20 protein-coding genes, 1 tRNA gene and 1 other RNA gene are annotated in these 21,953 nt (G+C 73.9%); 9 read left to right on the top strand and 13 right to left on the bottom strand.

What is annotated here, in order from left to right:
- Positions 1–57: 57 nt before the first annotated feature.
- Complete coding sequence (locus ACWEV0_RS07815) at positions 58–1,650, top strand: helicase HerA-like domain-containing protein (RefSeq protein ID WP_453147426.1); 1,593 nt, start codon at positions 58–60, stop codon at positions 1,648–1,650.
- Here the strand turns inward: ACWEV0_RS07815 and ACWEV0_RS07810 are convergent, their stop codons facing one another.
- The 5 genes from ACWEV0_RS07810 to ACWEV0_RS07790 form a co-directional block, all read right to left on the bottom strand.
- The gene (locus tag ACWEV0_RS07810) at positions 1,651–3,222 is read right to left on the bottom strand and encodes a M28 family metallopeptidase (protein ID WP_453147425.1); all 1,572 of its coding nucleotides are present in this window, start codon (positions 3,220–3,222) and stop codon (positions 1,651–1,653) included.
- A gap of 113 nt (positions 3,223–3,335) precedes the next feature.
- Complete coding sequence (locus tag ACWEV0_RS07805; RefSeq protein WP_453147423.1) at positions 3,336–3,977, bottom strand: HhH-GPD-type base excision DNA repair protein; 642 nt, start codon at positions 3,975–3,977, stop codon at positions 3,336–3,338.
- A 150-nt stretch (positions 3,978–4,127) separates the two neighbouring features.
- Positions 4,128–5,102, bottom strand: coding sequence for a prolyl aminopeptidase (gene pip, locus ACWEV0_RS07800; protein ID WP_453147422.1), 975 nt, complete (start codon positions 5,100–5,102; stop codon positions 4,128–4,130).
- Between the two features lie 10 nt (positions 5,103–5,112).
- Positions 5,113–5,700, bottom strand: a complete 588-nt coding sequence (locus ACWEV0_RS07795) for an RBBP9/YdeN family alpha/beta hydrolase (RefSeq protein ID WP_453147420.1) — start codon at positions 5,698–5,700, stop codon at positions 5,113–5,115.
- A 66-nt stretch (positions 5,701–5,766) separates the two neighbouring features.
- Positions 5,767–6,417: a TetR/AcrR family transcriptional regulator gene (locus ACWEV0_RS07790; protein WP_453147418.1), complete on the bottom strand. Its 651-nt coding sequence runs from the start codon at positions 6,415–6,417 to the stop codon at positions 5,767–5,769.
- A 205-nt stretch (positions 6,418–6,622) separates the two neighbouring features.
- Here ACWEV0_RS07790 and ACWEV0_RS07785 point away from each other — a divergent pair, with 205 nt between their 5' ends.
- Positions 6,623–7,366, top strand: coding sequence for a sulfite exporter TauE/SafE family protein (locus ACWEV0_RS07785; RefSeq protein WP_453147416.1), 744 nt, complete (start codon positions 6,623–6,625; stop codon positions 7,364–7,366).
- 12 nt (positions 7,367–7,378) lie between these two features.
- Here ACWEV0_RS07785 and ACWEV0_RS07780 read toward each other — a convergent pair whose 3' ends face one another.
- Positions 7,379–7,666 (bottom strand): metal-sensitive transcriptional regulator, encoded by a 288-nt coding sequence (locus ACWEV0_RS07780; protein WP_453147415.1) that lies wholly within the window; start codon positions 7,664–7,666, stop codon positions 7,379–7,381.
- A gap of 81 nt (positions 7,667–7,747) precedes the next feature.
- Here ACWEV0_RS07780 and ACWEV0_RS07775 point away from each other — a divergent pair, with 81 nt between their 5' ends.
- A complete protein-coding gene (locus ACWEV0_RS07775; RefSeq protein WP_453147413.1) occupies positions 7,748–8,332 on the top strand; it encodes a rhodanese-like domain-containing protein in 585 nt (194 codons plus the stop codon).
- A 61-nt stretch (positions 8,333–8,393) separates the two neighbouring features.
- Here ACWEV0_RS07775 and ACWEV0_RS07770 read toward each other — a convergent pair whose 3' ends face one another.
- The 6 genes from ACWEV0_RS07770 to ACWEV0_RS07745 all read right to left on the bottom strand — a co-directional run bounded on the left by ACWEV0_RS07770 (position 8,394) and on the right by ACWEV0_RS07745 (position 14,147).
- On the bottom strand, positions 8,394–9,626 hold the full coding sequence (locus ACWEV0_RS07770; protein ID WP_453147411.1) for an RNA polymerase sigma factor: 1,233 nt from the start codon (positions 9,624–9,626) through the stop codon (positions 8,394–8,396).
- A gap of 26 nt (positions 9,627–9,652) precedes the next feature.
- The gene (locus ACWEV0_RS07765) at positions 9,653–10,084 is read right to left on the bottom strand and encodes a YciI family protein (RefSeq protein ID WP_453147409.1); all 432 of its coding nucleotides are present in this window, start codon (positions 10,082–10,084) and stop codon (positions 9,653–9,655) included.
- A 91-nt stretch (positions 10,085–10,175) separates the two neighbouring features.
- Positions 10,176–10,979 (bottom strand): ATP-grasp domain-containing protein, encoded by an 804-nt coding sequence (locus tag ACWEV0_RS07760; protein ID WP_453147408.1) that lies wholly within the window; start codon positions 10,977–10,979, stop codon positions 10,176–10,178.
- Between the two features lie 14 nt (positions 10,980–10,993).
- Positions 10,994–12,178, bottom strand: a complete 1,185-nt coding sequence (locus tag ACWEV0_RS07755) for a winged helix DNA-binding domain-containing protein (protein WP_453147406.1) — start codon at positions 12,176–12,178, stop codon at positions 10,994–10,996.
- A 131-nt stretch (positions 12,179–12,309) separates the two neighbouring features.
- Entirely contained in the window at positions 12,310–13,143 is an 834-nt protein-coding gene (locus tag ACWEV0_RS07750) for an alpha/beta fold hydrolase (RefSeq protein WP_453147481.1), read from the bottom strand.
- Positions 13,144–13,166: 23 nt separating this feature from the next.
- Positions 13,167–14,147, bottom strand: a complete 981-nt coding sequence (locus ACWEV0_RS07745) for a DUF5937 family protein (RefSeq protein WP_453147404.1) — start codon at positions 14,145–14,147, stop codon at positions 13,167–13,169.
- Positions 14,148–14,265: 118 nt separating this feature from the next.
- On the opposite strand from ACWEV0_RS07745, the gene ACWEV0_RS07740 reads away from it, so the two are divergent.
- The 3 genes from ACWEV0_RS07740 (at position 14,266) to ACWEV0_RS07730 (ending at position 17,846) form a co-directional block, all read left to right on the top strand.
- The gene (locus ACWEV0_RS07740) at positions 14,266–15,582 is read left to right on the top strand and encodes an MFS transporter (RefSeq protein ID WP_453147402.1); all 1,317 of its coding nucleotides are present in this window, start codon (positions 14,266–14,268) and stop codon (positions 15,580–15,582) included.
- A gap of 9 nt (positions 15,583–15,591) precedes the next feature.
- Complete coding sequence (locus tag ACWEV0_RS07735; RefSeq protein WP_453147400.1) at positions 15,592–15,912, top strand: hypothetical protein; 321 nt, start codon at positions 15,592–15,594, stop codon at positions 15,910–15,912.
- A 185-nt stretch (positions 15,913–16,097) separates the two neighbouring features.
- A complete protein-coding gene (locus ACWEV0_RS07730) occupies positions 16,098–17,846 on the top strand; it encodes an RCC1 domain-containing protein (RefSeq protein WP_453147398.1) in 1,749 nt (582 codons plus the stop codon).
- Between the two features lie 71 nt (positions 17,847–17,917).
- Here the strand turns inward: ACWEV0_RS07730 and ACWEV0_RS07725 are convergent.
- Positions 17,918–18,005 (bottom strand) — tRNA-Ser (locus tag ACWEV0_RS07725).
- A gap of 141 nt (positions 18,006–18,146) precedes the next feature.
- On the opposite strand from ACWEV0_RS07725, the gene ffs reads away from it, so the two are divergent.
- From ffs to purD, 3 genes are all read left to right on the top strand, one after another.
- An RNA gene (gene ffs / locus ACWEV0_RS07720) (signal recognition particle sRNA small type) lies at positions 18,147–18,245 on the top strand.
- A gap of 92 nt (positions 18,246–18,337) precedes the next feature.
- Positions 18,338–20,452, top strand: coding sequence for a DNA polymerase III subunit gamma and tau (locus tag ACWEV0_RS07715; protein WP_453147397.1), 2,115 nt, complete (start codon positions 18,338–18,340; stop codon positions 20,450–20,452).
- A 61-nt stretch (positions 20,453–20,513) separates the two neighbouring features.
- Positions 20,514–21,764: a phosphoribosylamine--glycine ligase gene (purD, locus tag ACWEV0_RS07710; RefSeq protein WP_453147395.1), complete on the top strand. Its 1,251-nt coding sequence runs from the start codon at positions 20,514–20,516 to the stop codon at positions 21,762–21,764.
- Positions 21,765–21,953: the final 189 nt, after the last annotated feature.

Raw genomic sequence — 21,953 nt, 5'->3', positions numbered from 1 at the left:
CACGCGACCCCGGTGCGAAGCTGGGCAAAACACCCGAAAGCATGACAGGGGTCCGCCATGACCGAGAGCGCGCAGCCGCCGTCCGAGCCCTGGGCGGACATCGCCGCCGGGTACGCCTTCGACGGAGCCGCACTCGAACTGGGGGCGGTGCTCTGGGACGGCGCGTGTCACCCGGACGCGCGGGTGCGCGTGCCGCTGCCGATGCTCAACCGGCACGGACTGGTCGCCGGCGCCACCGGCACCGGCAAGACCAAGACCCTCCAGCTGCTCGCCGAACAGCTCTCCGCGAACGGCGTGCCCGTCTTCCTCGCCGACATCAAGGGCGACGTCTCCGGCATCTCCGCGCCCGGCCAGGACGGCGAGAAGGTGCGCGAACGGGCCGGCCAGGTCGGCCAGGAGTGGACGGCGACGGGATTCCCGTGCGAGTTCTACGAGCTCGGGGGCGAACCGGGCGGTACCGGCATCCCCATCCGGGCCACCGTCACCGGTTTCGGCCCGCTGCTCCTCTCCAAGGTGCTCCGGCTCAACCAGACCCAGGAGCAGTCGCTCGGCCTGATCTTCCACTACGCCGACAGCAAGGGCCTGGAGCTGATCGACCTCAAGGACCTGCGGGCGGTCGTCGCGTTCCTCGTCTCGGACCAGGGCAAGGCCGAGCTGAAGGGCATCGGCGGACTCTCGACGGTCACCGCCGGGGTGATCCTGCGCGCGATCACCGCCTTCGAGCAGCAGGGCGCGGCCGGCTTCTTCGGGGAGCCGGAGTTCGACACGAGCGAGTTCCTGCGGACGGCGCCGGGCGGCGACGGACGCGGCGTCGTCTCCGTACTCGAACTGCCCGCCGTACAGGACAGGCCGCAGCTCTTCTCCACCTTCCTGATGTGGCTGCTCGCGGATCTGTACGGGGAACTGCCGGAGGTAGGCGACCTCGACAAGCCCAAGCTGGTCTTCTTCTTCGACGAGGCCCATCTGCTCTTCAGCGGGGCCTCGAAGGCGTTCCTGGAGTCGGTCACCCGGACCGTGCGGCTCATCCGCTCCAAGGGCGTCGGCATCTTCTTCGTGACGCAGACCCCGAAGGACGTGCCCGCGGACGTCCTCGCCCAGCTCGGCAACCGGGTCCAGCACGCGCTGCGCGCCTTCACCCCGGACGACGCCAAGGCGCTGAAGGCGACCGTCCGGACCTTCCCGAAGTCGGCGTACGACCTGGAGGAGGTGCTGACCGGGCTCGGTACGGGCGAGGCGGTCGTCACCGTACTCAGCGAGAAGGGCGCCCCGACGCCGGTGGCGGCGACCCGGCTGCGCGCCCCGCAGTCGCTGATGGGGCCGGTCCCGGCGGCCGACCTCGCGGCGGCGGTGAAGGCCTCGCCGCTGTACGGGCGGTACGCGGAGGCGGTGGACCGGACGTCGGCGTACGAGAAGCTGACGGCGGAGCAGCAGGCGGCGGAGCAGGCGGCGGAACAGGCCGCGGAACAGGCCGCCGCCGAAAAGGAGGGAGCGAGGGCCCCTCAGGCACGGAAACAGCCGGAGGAGGAGCCCTCGCTCGTCGAACAGGTCGTCGGCAGCGGCCTGTTCAGGTCCCTGGCGCGGTCGGTCGGCACCCAGCTGGGCCGGGAGATCAGCCGTTCGCTGTTCGGGACCGCGCGCCGGAAGCGGTGACTACTCGGTCACCTCGTCGTGGTCGCCGTGCAGGCCGCCGCCGCTGCTGCCCGAGTCGCCGGTGCCCGTGGTCGGCACGAAGGTCACCGGCCGCTTGAGGGAGCTGATGTCGTGGGCGTAGGTGCCCACGGCGTTGGCGATGACGTCGATGTTGACGTCGAAGGCGCGCATGTCGATGTTCTCGATGGTGTCGCCCTTGGCGTGGTAGTTCACGTCGTACGCGACGCCCGCCTGGCCGCCGAACTTCTGCGCCTGGGCTGCGGTCTTGAGGCCCTCGGCGCCGGTGAAGGTGCCGCCGGAGGGGATGCCGGCCCCGATGAACGGGCCGTAGTCGGAGCGGCCGGTGAAGTCGGTGCCCTCGTGCGGGGCGCCGCTCCGGTCCATGAAGTCGGTGATGTCCCGCTCCAGCTGGGCGGAGCCCTCGGGGCCGGCGCCCGCGCCGACGCCGTCGGAGTTGTCGCCGTCGTAGACGAAGAGCCCGTAGTTCGGCGAGGCGATCATGTCGAAGTTGAGGTAGAGCCTGATCTCCTTCCTGCCGAGGTCCGTGAGGTTCTCGACGTAGTGCTCGGAGCCGAGCAGACCGTTCTCCTCGGCGGACCACCAGGCGAAGCGGAGCTTGTTGCGGACCTTGCCCAGCTCCTTGGTCCTGGCGAGCTCCAGAGCGGTCTGGAGGAGACCGGCGGAGCCGGAACCGTTGTCGTTGATGCCGGGACCGGCGGTGACGGAGTCGAGGTGGGAGCCGAGCATCACGGTGTTGGCGGCGTTGCCGTTCGGGGTCTCCGCGATGACGTTGTTGGTGGAACGCTTCTCCTGGAGCTGGCGCAGCTCGAAGGAGAGGCGGACCGGGCCCTTGGCGAGGTCGGCGGCGAGTTGCTCGCCCTCGGCCTTGGGGAGGCCGCCGGTCGGGATCCTGACGGCGGCCGGGTCGCCGAGGGTGCCGGAGAGCAGGCCGTCGACGTTGTTGTAGACGATCGCGGCGACGGCGCCGGCCGCGGCGGCGTTCGCCTGCTTGACGGCGAAGGTGCAGCCGCCGCGCTTGATCAGCGCGATCCTGCCGGTGAAGGCGCCGGCGGCGAAGTCGCCCGGCTCGCAGCCGTTGCTGCCGTCGGCGTCGACCGGGGCGGCGGCGAGTTCGGCCGTGATGCCGCCTTCCGGGGTGGAGGCGGTGTAGGTCATCGCGCGGAGCGTCAGGTCGCGGGCCGGGGTGGCGGAGGCGACGGTGGCCTTCTCGGCGAGCGTCTGGGTGTAGATGAAGTCGAACTTCTGGTACGTGACGGCGTAGCCGGCCTTCTTCAGCTGCGTGTAGACGTACGCGGCCGAGGCGTCGTGGCCGAGGGTGCCGGCCGCGCGGTTGCCGCCGGCCGAGTCGGCTATCGCCTGGAACCTCTGCAGGTGCCTGTACGCGTCCTCGGCGGACGTCGCGCGGACCAGCTTCCGCGCCAGCCGGGCGGCGTCCCGGGCCTGCGCCGCCCCGGGTTCGGGGGAGGCGGTGGCGGGCGCGGCGAGCACCAGCGGGGTGGCGAGTGCGGCGGCGGCGAGGACGGCGGCGGCTCTGCGCTGGGATGCGTTCACAGAAGTCCTTCCCGAGGTGTCGAGTTGAGGGGAAGCTAGCGACTTCGAGGTGGTTCTGTGAACACGACCGACACAATTCCCGTCACATAGAACAGGACTGCCATCTGGAATTATCAATTCCTGCTACTTTTCCCGGACTTTGCCGAGGAGGATGGCGCGGTGGCTGATTTCGCGGCCTTGGCAGCGGCCTTCATCTCCTGCTTGTGGGCCCGCACTTTCGCCAGCGAGTCCGCGTCGGTGATGTCGGCGGCCGAGCGGTAGCAGTTCGCCTCCCCGTACGGCCCGGCCGCCTCCCGCCAGCCCTTCGGATGCACCCCGTACTGCTTGCCGAGCAGCGCGAGGAAGATCTGCGCCTTCTGCTTCCCGAAGCCGGGCAGCGCCTCCAGACGGGCCAGCAGGTCCCGGCCGTCGGCCGCATCGCGCCACACCGCCTCCGCGTCGCCGCCGTACTCGTCGACGAGGAAGCGGCACAGCTGCTGGATCCGCTTGGCCATGGAGCCGGGGTAGCGGTGCACGGCCGGCTTCTCGGAGAGCAGCGCGGCGAACGTCTCCGGGTCCCGGGCGGCGATCTCACCCGCGTCGAGGTCGTCCCGGCCCATGCGGGTCGCGATGGTGTACGGACCGGAGAAGGCCCACTCCATCGGCACCTGCTGGTCGAGGAGCATGCCGACGAGCGCGGCGAGCGGGGAGCGGGCGAGGAGCGCGTCGGCGTCGGGCTGCTGGGCGAGGTGGATCGTGGGGCGCGTGGGGCTCATGCCCTGATCATCGGACCGGGCGGGTGCCCCCGCCCGGTGGGTCACCCCTCCGGGTCACCGCTCCGGGTCACCTCGCCGCGTCACCTCGCCGGGCTCCGGGCCACGTTGCAGGTCAGATCTCCGGGCCACCCCTCCAGGCCACCCTCCGGGTCAGCTCTCCGGGTCCGCCTTCGCGAAGCGTTCGAGGGCGGTCATGAGGTGACGGTGGGTCTCGTCGTCGCCGAGGTGGCCGGCCGCCTCGACGACGTGCAGCTCGGCGTCCGGCCACGCCCTGGTCAGCTCCCAGGCGGTGGTCAGGGGCCCGCCCATGTCGAGCCGGCCGTGCACGAGCACGCCCGGGATGCCGGCGAGCCGGTGGGCGTCCCGGATCAGGGCGCCCTCCTCCAGGAACGCGCCCTGCGCGAAGTAGTGCGAGCAGATCCGTACGAAGCCGAGCCGGGCGGCGTCGGCGCGGTCGGCGTAGGGGGTGCCCTGGCCCTCCAGCGACAGGACGGCGTCCTCCCAGGCGCACCAGTCGTTCGCCGCCTTCTCCCGTACGGCCGGGTCGGGGTGGGCCATGCGGGCGCCGTACGCCTCGATCAGCTCCTGGGCGCCGGCGTGCGCGGGCGCGTCCACGGCCTCCCGGAAGCGCTCGTGGGCCTCGGGGAAGTAGGCGCCGACGCCTCCGTACAGCCAGGCCGTCTCGGAACGGCGGGTGGTGGTCACGCCCGCGATCACGATCTCGGTCACCCGCTCCGGGTGCGCCTCGGCGTACGCGAGGATCAGCGTGGAGCCCCAGGAGCCGCCGAACAGCAGCCAGCGGTCGATGCCGAGATGGACGCGCAGCCGCTCCATGTCGGCGATCAGGTGTGCGGTGGTGTTGACCGTCAGGTCGGTGGCCGGGTCGCTCGCGTGCGGGGTGGAGCGGCCGCAGCCGCGCTGGTCGAACTGGACGATCCGGTACCGGGCCGGGTCGAAGTACCGCCGGGCCCCTTCCGACGCCCCGGAGCCCGGGCCGCCGTGCACGAGGAGTGCGGGCTTGCCCTCGGGGTTGCCGGCGACGGACCAGTGGACGTGGTTGCCGTCGCCGACGTCGAGCATGCCTTCGTCGTACGGCGGGGTGCGGGGAAACGTCTCGATGGGCATCCGCCCGACGCTAGCGGTTGCCGCCCACCCGCGCCTCCGCGTTCTCGCACCAGGCGAGCACATCCGGCCATGCGCCGTATCCGGCATCGAGGTCCAGGTGCGCGCCCCCGGGTACGTGGTCCGCGTCGAGCCCGAGCGGGCCGCCGTAGTGCACGTCGGCGCCCTCGGGGCAGTACGGGTCGCCGTCCCCGTGCACGAGCCGGGCGTTCTTCACGTCGAGCCCGGTCAGGTCGAGCCCCTCGGCGAACTCCGCGATCTCCGGAATCGAGGCCACGACCCGCGGCGACGGCGGCGCCACGAGCAGCACCCGGTCCGCCTCCGGCGCCCGCCCGGCGGCCACCGCCCGCAGCCACAACAGCACGCTCAGACTGTGCCCGAGCACGACGAACTCGCTCCCGTCACCCGGCCGTTCCCCCTCCCTCGCCAGCGCGTCCAGCCACTCCCCGAGCCGCGGCGCGTCCGGCTCCGGAAGCTGCGGATACCGCACCTCGTGCCCGCGCTCGCGCAGCGCACCGGCGAGCCAGTGCTGCCAGTGACCGGGCGGGCGGTGGTTCTGGAAGCCGTGGAGGACGAGGAAGGTCTTGGAAGCGCTGTTCATGGCCTGATCATGCGCCGGTGGCGCGAGGCCGGTCCAGCGTTTCCAAGGGGCGGACGGGCAAGGCGGTCAGAGGCTCCGCAGACTCAGCAACTCCCTTACGCCCGCCTTCAGTTCCTCCGCCGACAGCTGCTGCTCCTGGGACAGGTGGTGCATCAGGCTCGGTGAGAACGGGGCGAGGAGGAGGTGCGCCACGAGGGGGGCGTTCGCGGTGGGGCGGGTGTGGGTGACCAGCATCGTGACGTGGGCGTGCATCGCGAGGTAGGCGCCGCTGGTGTAGCGGGCGCTGGGGGCGGCGGTCTGGGCCGCGAGGAGGATGGCGCGCTGTTCGACGACGCGGTCGACGAGGGCGTCGAGGAAGGCGTCGAGGCGCTGGGCGGCGGGGGCGCCGGGGCCGAGCGGGGGCGGGCCGCCGAGGTACGCCTCCTGGAACTGCCGCTCGCGGTCGTCGAGGAGCGCCCACAGCAGCTGGGAGACGTCGCCGAAGCGGCGGTAGACGGTCCCGACGCCGATCCCGCTGGCGTGTGCGACCAGGTTCATGGTGACCGCCTCGGGGCCCGACTCGGCGACGATCCGGGCGGCGGCGTCCAGGATCCGGCGGCGGTTGCGGGCGGCGTCGGCGCGCTCGGGGGCCGGGGTGCCGGCCGTCGGCAGCAGGCTGAGCAGCGGCGCGGGCCGGGCCGTCGGCCCGCCCTCGGCCTGCGGTTTCCTCGTGCTCATCGCCTGTTGCCTGCCTCTCCCGCTGCTTCCCCCATCGGTCGTTTCCTGCCTTCGAGCATACCCGCCCCTCCGAAGAAGCGGATAGCTGTCCGCTTAGCTCCCGCTGGATACCCCCGGGGGTACTTCTGTTATCGTCGGCCGAGTCGGATGTATACCCCGGGGGGTAATTGGGATCGGGTGTCTCGTTCCTGGAAGGAGTACGGGAGTGTTGGTGACAGTGACCGCCCTCGCGGCCGGTGCCGTCGTCGGGCTCGCGCTCGGGGCGCTCGGCGGAGGCGGCAGTGTGCTCGCCGTCCCGGCCCTCATCTACCTGCTGGGATTCACCCCGGGCGCCGCCGCCACCGCGAGCCTGCTCATCGTGCTCGCGACCTCCGCGACCGCGCTCTACGGGCACGCCCGCGACGGCCAGGTGCGCTGGCGCACGGGCGCGGTGTTCGCCGCGGCCGGGCTCGTGCCGGCCGCGCTCGGCGGACTGCTCGCCGCGCGGGTACCGGAGTGGCTGCTGACCGCCGGCTTCGTGGCGGTGGCGGGGTTCGCGGCGGTACGGATGGTCCGCCGCGCCCCCGAGGGCGCGGCCGTCCGGCGCTCCGCCCCGGCCGTCGCGGGCGCGGGCGCCGGGCTCGGCGCGGTGACCGGGGTCCTGGGCGTGGGCGGCGGTTTCCTGACCGTACCGGCGCTCGTCCAGGTCGTCGGCCTGCGGATGCGCCCGGCCGTCGGCACGAGCCTGCTCGTCGTCGCCGTCAACGCGCTGGCCGCGCTGCTCGCCCGCTCGGGGACCGCCGCGCCACTCGACTGGGCGGTCGTCGCGCCGTTCGCGGGGGCGGCGGTGCTCGGCGCGTGGGACGGCCGAAGGCTCGCCGGCCGCATACCGGCCGACAGACTGCGAAGAGCCTTCGGCCTCCTCCTGCTGGCGGTGGCGGCCCTGATGCTTCTCGATCTGCTGCTCTAGCGCACCCGTGCGCTAGGCCAGCGACAGGAAGAGCTTCTCCAGCCGGGCCCGCATCTGGTCGGGGTCCTCGCCGGTCCTGCGCCCGGTCTCCATGTCCGCGACGCACTGCTGGAGCCCGGTCGCGATGATCGCGAACCCGGCCCGGTCCAGGGCCCGGGAGGCGGCCGCCAGCTGGGTCACGACCTCCTCGCAGTCGCGGCCTTCCTCGATCATCCGGATCACTCCGGAGATCTGTCCCTGCGCCCGGCGCAGCCGGTTCAGTACGGCCTTCAGCTCGGCGCCCGCGAGATCCAGTTCCACGACCACTCCTCCACAGATACCCCAGGGGGTAATTTACTCCCCGCCACGGGGTCCCGTCGAAGACCAAGGATGACACCTGACATGACCCTCACCGCCGCCCTCGACGCCGACCAGGCCCACGCCCGCCTCGCCGAGCTCACCGTCGTCGACGTCCGCAGCCCCGCCGAGTACGCCGGCGGCCACGTCCCCGGCGCCCTCAACATCCCCCTCGACCGCCTCGACCAGGCCGTCCCCGCCCTCAAGGAAGCCGCCGCCCGCGGCGGACTCCTCGTCGTCTGCCAGTCCGGCAACCGCTCCCGCACCGCCTGCGCCCGCCTCGCCGCCCACGGCATCCCCACCCTCGACCTGACCGGCGGCACCGCCGGCTACGCCACCCGCGGCCACACCCTCGCCCGCCCCGCCGGCGCCCCGGCCCGCACCCCCTGGGCCATGGACCGCCAGGTCCGCCTCACCGCCGGCACCCTCGTCCTCCTCGGCCTCCTCCTCGCCCTCCTCGTCCACCCCGCCTTCCAACTCCTCTCGGCCTCCGTCGCGGCCGGCCTGGCCTACTCGGCCCTCACCAACACCTGCGGCATGGCAGCGATGCTCGGCAAGCTCCCGTACAACCGGACGACGTCCTGCGGGGTGAACCTGGACACGACACTGGCCCGCCTGCGCGAGGGCTGACGGCCGACTACCAGGAGCCGGGCTCACGGACCGACTCACGGACCGACTCACGTACCGAGGCTCACGGATCGAGCCGTGCCGCACGCATCTGCAGATAGCGCCGTTCCGGGAGGCTCTCGGTCGCGCGGGCGGCCGTGCGGTAGGCGGCGGCCGCGGCTCGGTGGGCGCCGGTGCGTTCGAGGAGGTGGGCGCGGACTGCGGGGAGGCGGTGGGCGGTCACCGGGGCGGGGAGGCGGGGTTCGAGCGCGGTGAGGGCGGCCAGGCCGGCCTCCGGGCCGGCGGTCATCGCGAGGGCGACCACGCGGCCCAGCTGCGCCATCGGGTCGTCCGGGATCTTCGTGAGCAGGACGTCGTAGAGGGCCAGGATCTGCGGCCAGTCGGTGTCGTCCGGGTCCGCGGCCTCGTCGTGGAGGGCGGCGATGGCGGCCTGGAGCTGGTACGGGCCGGGCGGGCCCTCCGTCAGGGCCTCCTCGACCAGGGCGGTGCCCTCCGCGATCGCCGCCCGGTCCCAGCGGGAGCGGTCCTGCTCGTCGAGCGGGACCAGCTCCCCGTCCGGGCCGGTGCGGGCCGCGCTGCGCGCCTCGGTCAGCAGCATCAGGGCGAGCAGCCCGGTCACCGCGCCCTCGCGGGGCAGCAGCCGGCGCACCGCCCGGGTCAGCCGGATCGCCTCGCGGGCGAGGTCGGCGCGGTGGAGGGCGGGGCCGGAGGTGGCGGTGTAGCCCTCGTTGAAGATCAGGTAGAGGACCTGGAGGACGGAGCCGAGGCGGGCGTCCCGGTCCTCGGGCCGCGGAGGATGGAAGGGGTGGTCCGCGCCGGTCGCCCGCAGCTTCGCCTTCGCCCGGCTGATCCGCTGCGCGACCGTCGCCTCCGGCACCAGGAACGCGTGGGCGATCTCCGCCGTCGTCAGGCCGCCCACCGCCCGCAGCGTCAGCGCGATCCGGGCGGCCGGCGGCAGCACCGGGTCGCAGCACAGGAACAGCAGCGTGAGCGTGTCGTCCTCGGCCGGCGCCGCCCGTACCACGCGCGGTTCGAGCCGTACCGCCGTCTCCTCGCGCCGCGCCCGCGCCTCCTCCGACCGCAGCGCGTCCACCAGGCGTCGCGACGCCACCCGGATCAGCCAGCCGCGCGGATTGCCCGGCACCCCGTCCCGCGGCCACTGCCCGGCGGCGGCGAGGAGTGCCTCCTGTACGGCGTCCTCGGCGGCGTCGAAGTGCCCGTACCGGCGCACGAGCGCGCCGAGGACCTGCGGCGCGTGCAGCCGCAGCAGGTCCTCGACGGCGTACGAAGGCTTCAACCGAGGTCAGCCCGGGTCGGCCGGCGTCAGCCGAGGTCCGTCAGGAGGTCGGCCCCGCCCCGCTCGTCGATCTGCCGGATCACCACCGGATACTCCGGCGCCCCGGCCGGCTGCGGGCAGCTCGCCGCCCGCGCCGCGATCTCGGTCACCCGCTCCAGGCTCTCGCAGTCGACGATCCAGTATCCGGCGAGCACCTCCTTCGTCTCCCCGTACGGCCCGTCCGTGACCACCGGCCGCCCCTCGCCGTCGACGCTCACGAACCGGGTCCGCCCCGGCTCGACCAGCCCCTGCGCGTCGACGAGCTCCCCGCTCTCGGCGAGGTCGTCGTTGATCGCGTTCATGTGCGCGAACATCGTCTTCAGGTCCTGCTCGCTCCAGGCCGGGCTGTGCGCGGACGCCTTCCCGTTCATGGCGTCGTAGTCGGCCTGCGCGCCCTGCACCATCACCAGGTACTTCATGACGTTCTCCTCGTCCGGAGGGAGGGTGTGCTGTGGTTCTTCCACAGGGGACGTCGGAGCCGGACCGGGTTTCTCGACATCGGGCCGACAGTCAGCCCGATGCCTCCCGCGATGTCACCCGGAGGAACGAACGGTCCCGCTCCGCGACCCGCTCCCGGGGGCCCGCCGACCGCAGGACCACGTCGAGGACCGCGCCGGAATCCGCCGCGTAGCACTGGGCGAACCACGCCATGTTCGCCTCCACCACCGCCCAGCCGCCGTCCTCCAGCGGGCCGACGTCCACGACCACCCCGCTCGGCAGCGTGTCGCCGACCGCCGCGAGCAGCTCCGCGCCGAAGCGGCGGGCGTCCGGCGTCAACGGGCCCGGGTCGAGGCGCCCGTACACGGCGTAGCGGCTGCCCGTCACGACCTGCCCGTCGAGGACGAAGAGGCGGTACTCGGCGGTGAAGGTCACCGGGTCCGAGACGAGGACCGGGGTGTGCGGGGGCAGGGTGCGGGCGAGGTCGGAGAGGCCGCGGTCGGGATCGCCGTACACCGCCGCCTCGAAGGACTTGTCCGACGGCGGCTTCAGGAACACCGGCTGCCACACCTCGCGGTAGACGGAGGAGAACGCCTCAAGGCTGATCCGGCGCCGGGTGAACTCCCGCGGCAGCTCCGCCAGCCAGCCGTCCGACGGCTCCAGCAGCCCGAGTCCGAACCGCTCGGTGATCTCGTCGGCGAGCCGCGGGCCGCCGTGCCAGTGCACCGCCTCGCCCGGGCGCACGACGGTGTCCGCCGGCCGTCCGTCGAGCACCCGGGCCGCCAGGCCGCGGCGCGCGGCCGCCTCGGTCAGGAGGAGGGCGGTGGAGGTGCGCTGGGCGGATATCAGGAGGAGGTCGGTGTCTGCGTCGCTCACGCGGAGAGCGTCGCTCACGCGGAGAGTTCCCTTTCGAGCGGGGTACGGAAGCGGGGTGTGACCCGGACGTCGCCGACCCAGGCCGCCAGCCGGGCCGCTTCGGCCTCCACCGCCCGTACGGCATCCTTCCCCGGGTCCGTGAGCAGCCGCCAGACGATCTCGCCGTCGGCGCGCTGAGCCCAGCCGCCGACGATCCGGCCGTCCCACCACACCGTCGGGCCGATGTTCCCGCTCCGGTCGAAGAGCGGGGCGCGGTGGGCCGGGTCCAGGTACCAGTCGCGGGCCTGCCAGCCCATCGCCGTCGGATCGAGCGCCGGCAGCAGCGCCGCCCAGGACCCGTCGAGCGGCGGTACGGGTTCGAGGTCGTCCGGCAGGACGAAGCCCGCCCCGTCCTCCAAGGTCACCGGCTCCGCGCCGAGCGCCGCCAGGGCCCGGCGCACGTCCGTCACCTTCCAGCCCGTCCACCACTTCAGGTCCGCCTCCGTCGCCGGGCCGTACGCCGCGAGCCAGTGGCGTACGAGCTCCGCGCGGGCCTCGGCGGGCGGGAGGTCCTCGTGGGCCGGGACCGGCGACCAGCGGAAGCGGCTCGACGTCCAGCCGCCCTGCGGACGGCCGCGGGCGATGCGGCCCTCCATGCCGAGGACCCTCAGGATCCGGCTGGAGACGGACTGCGGGCCTTCCTGGTTGGTGCCCACGCCGTACAGGAACTGCGCCCGCAGGCGCGGTACGGCCGCGCCGAGTTCCGTGCCGGTGGCCTCGCCGCGGGCCGCCAGTTCGGCCAGGACCTGGCGCTCGGTCTCGGCGAGCCACGCTTCGTCGTAGTCGCTGCCGGCGGCCAGGTGCTTGAGGAGCGTGGTGCGTTCGCGGGCCGAGGCCGCGTCGGCGGTGGAGGAGTGGACGACGGCCGCGAGCGCGGAGGGCACGACGAAGACGGTGTGCCGCATGCCGTGCATCCGGGTCAGCGTCCGCTCCTCGTACAGCGCCCGCTCCACCTCCGCCACCGGGTCCCGGTCGGCCGCGAGCCGTGCGCCCGCCGCCAGGAACACCGTCGCCGGGTCCGTCGCGTGCAGCGCCACCAGCGAACCGGCCACCTCCTCGGCCGTCCCCGCCCGCGCCGCCCCGGCCAGCCGGTGCCGCACCGCGAGCCGGGCCCGGCGCTCGGCAGGGTCGATCCTTCTCGTCTCATGCCTCTCACCCATGGGGCCAAGCATGGCCCTCAGGCCGCCGGGAAGTCCGTCACCGCTGCCGCCGGTCGCTGCCGCCGGTCCCCGCCGCCGGCTCCCGGCTGTTCTCCACCGGCACGGTCGCGGGTGGTCCCGCGTGCAGCCGGTCACTCGGCGAGGAGTCCGGACACGAGGAACCCGGAGACGAGTGCGTGGAGGACGTCCGGCCGCTCCAGATGCAGGTCGTGGCCGGTGCCGGCTACGCAGACGGCCCGGAGCCGCTCGGGCTGCCGCCGTGCCATCTCGGCGTACTCGTCGCCCGGGATGATCCCGTTCCGGCCGAGCACGGCGAGGACGGGCACGTCGATGGCCGCCCACTCCTCCCACCAGGCCCGCCCGGTGTTCTCGGCGAGCGAGGCGATCAGCACCTCGGGGTCGAATCGGGGCCGGAGCCCGCCGTCCCGCTCCTCCAGGCCGTCCGCCCAGCCCTCCCCTACGGGACCGCCGCCGAGGTACGCGACCGCCGCCTCGCGCGTCGGGAACGGCACCGGCCACCCGCGCAGCCAGCCGCCGACCTCCGCCAGGGTCTCGGGAGAGCCGGCGCCGGGCCCCGCCTCGACGAGGACGGCCGCCGAGATCCGGTCGGAGTGCGCGGCGGCGGTCAGGAGCGCGGCGTGGCCTCCGTACGACTGCCCGATCAACACCGGCCGGTCGAACCCGAGTTGTCGGCACACCTCGATGACGTCGGCGACGTACGCGGCCCGCGACACGTCCTTCGGCCGCCGCTCGCTCGCACCGTGCCCGCGCTGGTCGAGGGCGACGACCCGGTGCCCGTCGGCGCGCAGACGCCGGGCGAGCGCGTCCCATTCGCCGGCGTGCCCGGCGAGCCCGTGGAGCAGGAGGAGCGGCTGCCGGTCGCCGTCCCCGTCCCCGCCGCCCCAGTCGCGGAGCGAGAGCCGCACCCCGTCCCGTACGCGAAGTGTCCGCTCGGTCCAGGTCACAGGAGTAGAAGGGGTCACACGGGTCACACGGGCTCCTTGGCCGGGCAGAGCAGCGCGTCGGCGACGGCGGTGCGGGCGTAGAGGACGGACCGGCCGCTGCGGTGCGCGGTGACCAGGCCGGCGTTGCGCAGGGCGATGAGGTGCTGGGAGACCGCGGGCGCCGAGAGCCCGAAGGCGGCGGCGAGCCGGGTCGTCGACGCGGGTGTGTCGAGCTCGGCGAGCAGCAGGGCGCGCGAGCGCCCGAGCACGGCGGCGACGGCTTCGGTGGCGGCGGTCGTGGTGCGGGGCTCCCAGAGGTTGCCGATCCCGCGTGCGGGATAGGCGAGTTGGGGTGGATCGGGGGACACGGAGCGGGTCAGGACCTTCGGCCAGGCGAACGCGGACGGGATGAGCAGCAGTCCGGCCCCTGCCTGGTCGCGGGTGAGCCCGCAGGCGTGCCAGACGAGCCGCAGGGTGTCGTCGTCCCACCGCACGGTCTCGTGGAGTTCGCCGAGCACGCGCGCCGAACCGTGTTCGGCGACCTGCCGGGCGCGGTGGAAGACATCGGCTTCGAGGAGGCCGCGGATGCGGGCCCAGTAGGGGGCCAGGGCGAGTTCCCAGTAGGTGAGGATCTCGTCGCGGAGCCGGTCGAGGTCGATGTCGGAGGGGTTGAGGCGGATGCCGTGGGCCCCGTCGAGGATTTTCAGGTCGTGGGCGATCCGGTCGGCGGGGGTGCGGCCGATGGCGTCGAGTTCGGTGCCCAGGGAGGGGAAGGGGGTGGTGGGGGTGGGGTTCAGGAAGTCGGCGAGGTAGCCGTGGGCCGGGACCAGCGCGGCGAGCCGTCCCCGGTCGAGCCCGGCGCGCAGGAAGCGGGGCCGGACCTGTTCGAACCAACGGCGGTGCAGAGGATGGCTGTTGGGGGCGCGGAGCAGCTGCCGGAAGCTGGTGACCACCTCCCACATGGGGGAGACGGCGAAACGGGTCTGCGCGAGGTCCGCGGCGGAGAAGACGAGCCCGGCTTCCATGCGCACCCCCGTGTCCGCGCCCCGTGTCCGCGCCCCGCGCCCCCGCGGCGGATTCGGTCCGATTCGGTCTGAGCTTAATCATTGGAGGGCGGTACGGGCAGGGGAGCACGCTCCCGGCATGCCCAGCTCCTTCAGAGACCTCCCCGCCGTCGTGTGGACGATCTTCGCCGGTACGGTCGTCAACCGCCTCGGCTTCCTCGTCACGCCCTTCCTCGTCTTCTTCCTCGCCTCCCGCGGGGTGACCGGCACCGACACCACGTGTGTCCTCGGCGCGCTCGGCGCCGGCAACCTCCTCGGCCCGGCCGTCGGCGGTGTCCTCGCCGACCGCCTCGGCCGCCGCCCCACCATGCTCATCGGCCTCGTCGGCTCGGCGGCGGCGCAGGGCGCGCTGTTCGTGGCGCCCGGCGTGTGGGCGATGGCCGCCGCCGCGCTGCTGGTGAGTGCCACCGGAATGGTCGTCGCCCCGGCCGCGTACGCCCTGATGGCGGACGCCGTCGACGCCGAACGCCGGCAGCGCGCGTACGCCCTCTTCGGCTGGGGCGTGAACCTCGGTACGGCGGTCGCCGGCGTGCTGGGCGGAGTGCTCGCCGCGCAGGGCTACTGGCTGCTGTTCACGGTCGACGCGGGAACGATGCTGCTGTACGCGCTCGTGGTCGTGACCCGCCTGAGCGAGCCGCCGCGTCCTCCACGGCCTGTGGACGACCCGGCGGGCGACGGCGACGGCACCGGCCGCGGCGGCAGCGGTATCGGCCGCGGCGGCATCGGGTACGGCGTCGTGTTCCGCGACCGCCGCGCCCTCGTCCTCCTGCCGCTCTTCGGCGTCCAGCTCTTCGTCTACTCCCTCACCGAGGTCGCCCTGCCGCTCGCCGTCCACGACAGCGGCCTGCCGCCCGCGGCGTATGGCGCGATGGCGGCCGTCAACGCCGTCCTCGTCGTCGCCCTCCAGCCCTTCACCGCCGCCCGCCTGGCCCGGCTGCCCCAGCTTCCGGTGCAGGCCGCGGGCAGCACCCTCGTCGCGGTCGGGGTCGCCCTGACCGGCATGGCCGACGGCATCGTGGGCTTCACGGTCTCGGTCGTCGTCTGGTCCCTCGGCGAGGTCGTCGTCTCCGGCATCGCCGCCACGATCGTCTCCAACCTGGCCCCGGCCCACGCCCGCGGCCGCTACCAGGGTGCCTTCAGCTGGACGTGGGGCACGGCCCGCTTCGCCGCGCTCACCCTCGGCGTCACCGTGTACACGTCGCTCGGCCCCGCCACCCTCTGGTGGTCGGCCCTGCTCGCCGGACTCGGCGCGGCGGCGGGAACGCTGGCCCTGGCGGGCCGGCTGCCCGGAAAGCGGGCCGAGGAATCCAGCGGCGGGGCGGCGGCCTCCGAGAAGGACACCTCCTCGGCCTGCGTGTCGCGCGAATTGCGGCCCCGGGCCCGTACCGACTCCTAGGCTCGACGTGTGACCGAGAACGAGATCAAGATCAAGGCGATCGCCGCACTGACGGCCCTGCGCGGCGGGGTCGACGAGAGCCTGGTCTCGGACCTGCTGGGGGAGGTGATCCCGGGGCAGTTCGCGGTGCCGGCCGAGGCCAGCGCCGAGGAGATCGGGTTCTCGGTCCTGGCCCAGCTCTCCGAGCCGCTGAGCGCGCTCGTCAACGGCTTCATCACGGCCTTCGACGCCCTGGCCGACGCGCACGACGCCTCGGGCGCGGAGCCGGACACCGAGCACATCCTGCAGGACCTGGCGCTCCGGCTGGCCAGCGACAACTTCGACGACTGAGCCGCACGCGCGCGGCGCGGATCCCCGCGCGCCCCGCGCACCCTCCACCCACCCGGCTGTGGTGCACGCACCGCATCGGGTGAAGGCGCGCGGCGGCGAGGTGTCGCTGACGCCTGCGCGCCCGGGCGCGCCCGCATGGTGAGCGCGTCGGCCGGAGCCGTTCCGGCCCGGTGAGAGGAACGCGTATGCACGTCCCCACCCTCCGAAGACCACTCGCCGCCGTCCTGGGCGTGGTCGCCGCGCTCGCACTGTCCGCCCTGCCCCCCGCGTACGCCGACGGCGCGGGCGGACGGTTCGGCGGAGGTCCGGACGTCGCGCGGGACATCCGGACCGGCCCGCCGGGCACGGCCCTGGCCTGGGGCAGCAACGGTCTCGGCCAGCTCGGCGACGGCAGCACCGTCGGTACGAGCACCGTGCCCGGGCGGGTCTGCGGGAACGCTCCCTGCACCGTGCCGCTCGACAAGGTCGTGCAGGTCGCGGCGGGTGACGGGCACAGCATCGCCCTCCTGGAGGACGGGTCCGTCGTCGGCTGGGGCAACAACGCGAACGGGCAGCTGGGCGACGGCACCACGACCACCCGCACCACGCCCGTCCACGTCTGCGCCTTCGGCGAGACCGCGCCGTGCACGAGGTTCCTCACCGGAGTGGTCTCCGTCGCGGTCGGCGACGTCCACAGCTTCGCGCTGCTCACCGACGGAACCGTGCTCGCCTGGGGGAGCGGCGTCGGTGGCAGGCTCGGCGACGGCACCACGACCGACCGGCCCACCCCGGTCCGCGTCTGCGACGTGGGCACGACCGCGCCGTGCACCCAGTTCCTGTCCAGGGTCACCAGCCTCGCCACGGGTTACCAGCACGCCATCGCGGCGCGCTCCGACGGCTCGGTCGCGACCTGGGGCTTCAACGGCAACGGCCAGCTCGGCGACGGCACCACCCTGGCCCGCGCCACCCCGGTGCAGATCGAGCTCTCCGACGTGGTCTCCGTGGCGGCCGGAGAGTTCCACAGCGTCGCGTCCCGCACCGACGGCACCGTCTACAGCTGGGGCGCGGGCGGCCTTCTGGGAATCGGCGACAACGACCAGCACGCCAGCCCCGTACGGGTCTGCGCGGTCGGCCAGACCGCACCGTGCTCGGTCTTCCTGACGGGCGTGAAGTCCGTGGCCGCGGGAGAGACGCACAGCCTGGCCGCGCGGGCCGACGGCACCGTCGTCTCCTGGGGCGGCAACGGGTACGGCCAGCTCGGCGACGGCACCACCACGTTCCGGAACATCCCGGTACAGGTCTGCGCGCCGGGCAACTGCGCCGCGCGCCTGACCGGGGTCACCGCGGTGGCCGCCGGCATCACCGGCTACCACAGCCTCGCGCTGCGCTCCGACGGTTCCGTACGCGCCTGGGGCGACAACGCGAACGGCCAGCTCGGCGACGGCACCACGACCAACGGTCTGACGCCGGTCCGCGTCTGCGCCCTCGGCCAGACCGCGCCCTGCACCCGATTCCTCGAAGGCGCCACGTCGATCGGCGCGGGCTTCGAGCACAGCATCGCCGTCAGCCGCCCCCTCGCCGACCTCGCCACCTCGATCGCCGCGAGCCCGGAGCCGGTCGCCAACGGCGGCACCCTCACCTATTCCGTACGGGTCCACAACTACGGCCCGACCTCCGCGGACGACGTCGTCCTCACCGACCACCTCCCCGCCAACGCCCGCTACGCGAGCGCCAGCCCGTCGGTCGGCTACTGCGACACCCCGCCGACCGGTACGACGGACACGGTGACCTGCCACTTCGGCACCCTGGGCCGGGGCGCGGCCGCGACCGTCACGATCGCCGTGAAGGTCCGCGCGACCAGCGGCGGCGTGACGAACGAGGTCTCCGCGACCAGCGACACCCCGGACCCGCGGCCCGGCAACAACGCGGCGACGATCACGACGCCCGTCGGCTGACGCCGTTTCGATCTGAAAAGCCGCAGAAAAGCCAGAGGGCCGGGCCGCTTTCGCGGTCCGGCCCTCTGGGCTGGCGGAGGATACGAGATTCGAACTCGTGAGGGGTTGCCCCCAACACGCTTTCCAAGCGTGCGCCCTAGGCCTCTAGGCGAATCCTCCGTGGAGAACATTACATGACCGGAAGGGGTGCTCGCGCACGTGATCCGGAGCGGGGGTCCGGCGAAGGACGCAGGTCGGGGTGCGGGTCGGGAGGCGGGTCGGGGAGGGGGACGAGAGGGGGCCCGGATCGGGTACTCTGGGCGGAGCCCCTCACGTGGCGCTATCTGACTGAACTCCCCCAGGGCCGGAAGGCAGCAAGGGTAGGTCGGCTCTGGCGGGTGCGTGGGGGGCGCTTGCGTTCCCGGGGGCGCCGACCGGGGCCGCCCCGGCCGTCCCGGCCGCGCCTGTCCGTCGTTCCCGGGTTGTCGGTGGGCGCCTATAACCTCGTATACGTGTCGTCTCTCGCGCTGTACCGCCGCTACCGTCCCGAGTCCTTCGCCGAGGTCATCGGGCAGGAGCATGTCACCGACCCGCTGCAGCAGGCGCTGCGGAACAACCGGGTCAATCACGCGTACCTGTTCAGCGGGCCGCGCGGCTGCGGCAAGACGACCAGCGCGCGGATCCTCGCGCGGTGTCTGAACTGTGAGAAGGGTCCCACCCCGACGCCGTGCGGCGAGTGCCAGTCCTGCCGCGACCTGGCGCGGAACGGGCCGGGGTCGATCGACGTCATCGAGATCGACGCGGCCTCGCACGGTGGTGTGGACGACGCCCGTGACCTGCGCGAGAAGGCGTTCTTCGGGCCCGCGTCGAGCCGCTACAAGATCTACATCATCGACGAGGCGCACATGGTCACCTCGGCGGGCTTCAACGCCCTGCTGAAGGTGGTCGAGGAGCCGCCGGAGCACCTCAAGTTCATCTTCGCGACGACGGAGCCCGAGAAGGTCATCGGGACGATCCGGTCGCGCACCCACCACTACCCCTTCCGGCTCGTGCCGCCGGGCACGCTGCGGGAGTACCTGGGCGAGGTCTGCGGCCGCGAGGGCATCCCGGTCGAGGACGGGGTCCTTCCGCTGGTCGTGCGCGCGGGCGCCGGGTCCGTGCGTGACTCGATGTCGGTGATGGACCAGCTGCTCGCCGGTGCCGCAGAAGACGGTGTGACGTATGCCATGGCGACGTCCCTGCTCGGGTACACGGACGGCTCGCTGCTCGACTCGGTCGTGGACGCGTTCGCGGCCGGTGACGGTGCCGCGGCCTTCGAGGTCGTGGACCGGGTGATCGAGGGCGGGAACGACCCGCGCCGCTTCGTCGCGGACCTCCTTGAGCGGCTGCGCGACCTGGTGATCCTCGCCGCGGTGCCGGACGCCGCCGAGAAGGGGCTCATCGACGCGCCGGCCGACGTCATCGAGCGCATGCAGGCGCAGGCGTCGGTGTTCGGCGCGGCCGAGCTCAGCCGGGCCGCCGACCTCGTGAACGCCGGGCTCACCGAGATGCGCGGCGCCACCTCGCCGCGCCTTCAGCTGGAGCTGATCTGCGCTCGCGTGCTGCTGCCCGCCGCCTTCCACGACGAGCGCTCGCTGCAGGCGCGCCTCGACCGGCTGGAGCGCGGGGCCGCGGCCGCGCCGCCGGCCGCCGTGTTCACGACCACCTCGCCCGCGCCGCAGATGGGGTACGTGCCGACGGCGGAGGCCCATGTCCCGCCGCCCGCGCCCATGCAGCCGGCTCCCGTGCAGGCCGCTCCCCTGCAGGCCGCGCCCGCCCCGGCTCCGGCCCAGGCTCCCGCGCCCGCTCCGGCGCCCCAGGCCGCCGCGCCCCAGCCCGGTGCCTGGCCCGGCGCCGCGCGGCCCGGCAGCGGTGCGCCCGGCGCCTGGCCGGGAGCCGCCGCACCCGCGGCGCCCGCGCCCGCACCCGTCCCGCAGGCCCAGGCGCCCGCGCCGCAGCAGCCCTCCGCCGCCTCCGGCGACATGGCCGCCGGTGCCGCGCAGGTGCGGAACATGTGGCCGCAGATCCTGGAGGCGGTCAAGAACCGCCGCCGCTTCACCTGGATCCTGCTCTCGCAGAACGCGCAGGTCGCGGGCTTCGACGGCACCACCCTCCAGCTCGGCTTCCTGACCGCGGGCGCCCGGGACAACTTCGCGAGCAGCGGCAGCGAGGACGTCCTCAAGGCGGCCCTGGCCGAGCAGTTCAACGTGCACTGGAAGTTCGAGGCGATCGTCGACCCCTCGGGCGGCGCCAACCCGCCTCCGGCCGCCGGAGGCTTCGGCGGCGGCTTCGGCGGCGGCCGTCCGTCCGCCCCCGCCCCGGCCCCGGCGCGTACGCCCGCCCCGGCGCCCGCGCCCGTACAGGCACCGCCCGCGCAGTACGCCCCGGCCCCGCAGGCCCCGGCGCCCGCACCCGCCCCGGCTCCGGCCCCCGCGCCGGCGCCCGTGCAGGGCCCGCCCCCGGTCGCGCCCGAGGACGACGTGCCGGAGGAGGACGATCCGGACCTCGTGGACTCGGCGCTGTCCGGTCACGAGCTGATCGTGCGCGAGCTCGGGGCCACGGTCCTGGAGGAATACACGAACGAGTAGCCGCGTCTCGCTCGGTGGCCCGCACAAGGGTCACCGGGTCCCGCGGGCTACCCTGGCTGGCGTGAAGGTCCTCGTCATCGGCGGCGGCGCCCGCGAACACGCCCTGTGCCGCTCCCTCTCCCTCGATCCCGACGTCACCGCTCTGCACTGCGCGCCCGGCAACGCCGGAATCGCCGAGGTCGCCGAGCTCCACCCGGTCGACCAGCTCGACGGCGCCGCCGTCGCCGCGCTCGCGACCGAGCTCGGCGCCGACCTGGTCGTCGTCGGCCCGGAGGCCCCGCTGGTCGCCGGTGTCGCCGACGCCGTGCGCGCCGCCGGCATCCCGGTCTTCGGCCCGTCGCAGGAGGCGGCGCGGCTGGAGGGCTCGAAGGCGTTCGCCAAGGACGTCATGGCCGGCGCCGGTGTGCCGACCGCCCGCAGCTACGTCTGCACCACCCCGGAGGAGATCGACGAGGCGCTGGACGCCTTCGGTGCCCCGTACGTGGTCAAGGACGACGGTCTCGCGGCCGGCAAGGGCGTCGTCGTGACCGACGACCTCGCCACCGCCCGCGAGCACGCGCTCTCCTGCGAGCGCGTGGTCATCGAGGAGTTCCTGGACGGCCCCGAGGTCTCCCTCTTCGCGATCACCGACGGCACCACCGTCCTCCCGCTCCGTCCCGCGCAGGACTTCAAGCGCGCGCTCGACGGCGACGAGGGCCCGAACACCGGCGGCATGGGTGCCTACTCGCCGCTGCCGTGGGCCGACGCCGGCCTGGTCGACGAGGTCCTCGCGACCGTCCTGCAGCCCACCGTGGACGAGCTGCGCCGCCGCGGCACCCCGTTCTCCGGCCTCCTCTACGCCGGCCTGGCGATCACCAGCCGCGGTGTGCGGGTCATCGAGTTCAACGCCCGCTTCGGCGACCCGGAGACCCAGGTCGTCCTGGCCCGCCTCAGGACGCCGCTGGCCGGCGTGCTGCTGAACGCCGCCAACGGCACCCTCGCCGACCAGGAGCCGCTCCGCTGGAGCGACGACGCCGCCGTCACCGTGGTCGTGGCCTCGCACAACTACCCGGGCACGCCGCGCACCGGCGACCCGATCGAGGGCCTGGCCGAGGTCGCGGAGAAGGACGCGCCGCACGCGTACGTCCTGCACGCCGGTACGAAGCGGGACGGCGACAGCATCGTGAGCGCGGGCGGCCGGGTGCTCTCGGTCACCGCCACCGGTTCGGACCTGACCGAGGCCCGCGAGCGTGCCTACGCGGCGGTCGGCCGTATCCGTCTTGACGGTTCCCAGCACCGTACGGACATCGCCGAGAAGGCCGCGCGGGGCTGACGCCCGGCCCCTTCGCGGCCTCTTCCCGGCCTCCTCGCAGTGCCAGAGGGCGCGGCGGCGCAGTCAACCGCACCGCCGCGCCTTCGTCATCACCTTTACCCAAAGCCATTCCATCGAGTGACGACTCGCCCATACGGATGACGCCCGCCGAAGCCCCCAACTAGGGTGCGGCGAAGGCGATCCGGCGTT

This window comes from Streptomyces sp. NPDC003943, assembly GCF_053605265.1.
The sequence above is the reverse complement of the archived record's forward strand: the minus strand, read 5'-3'. Positions and strand labels throughout refer to the sequence as shown.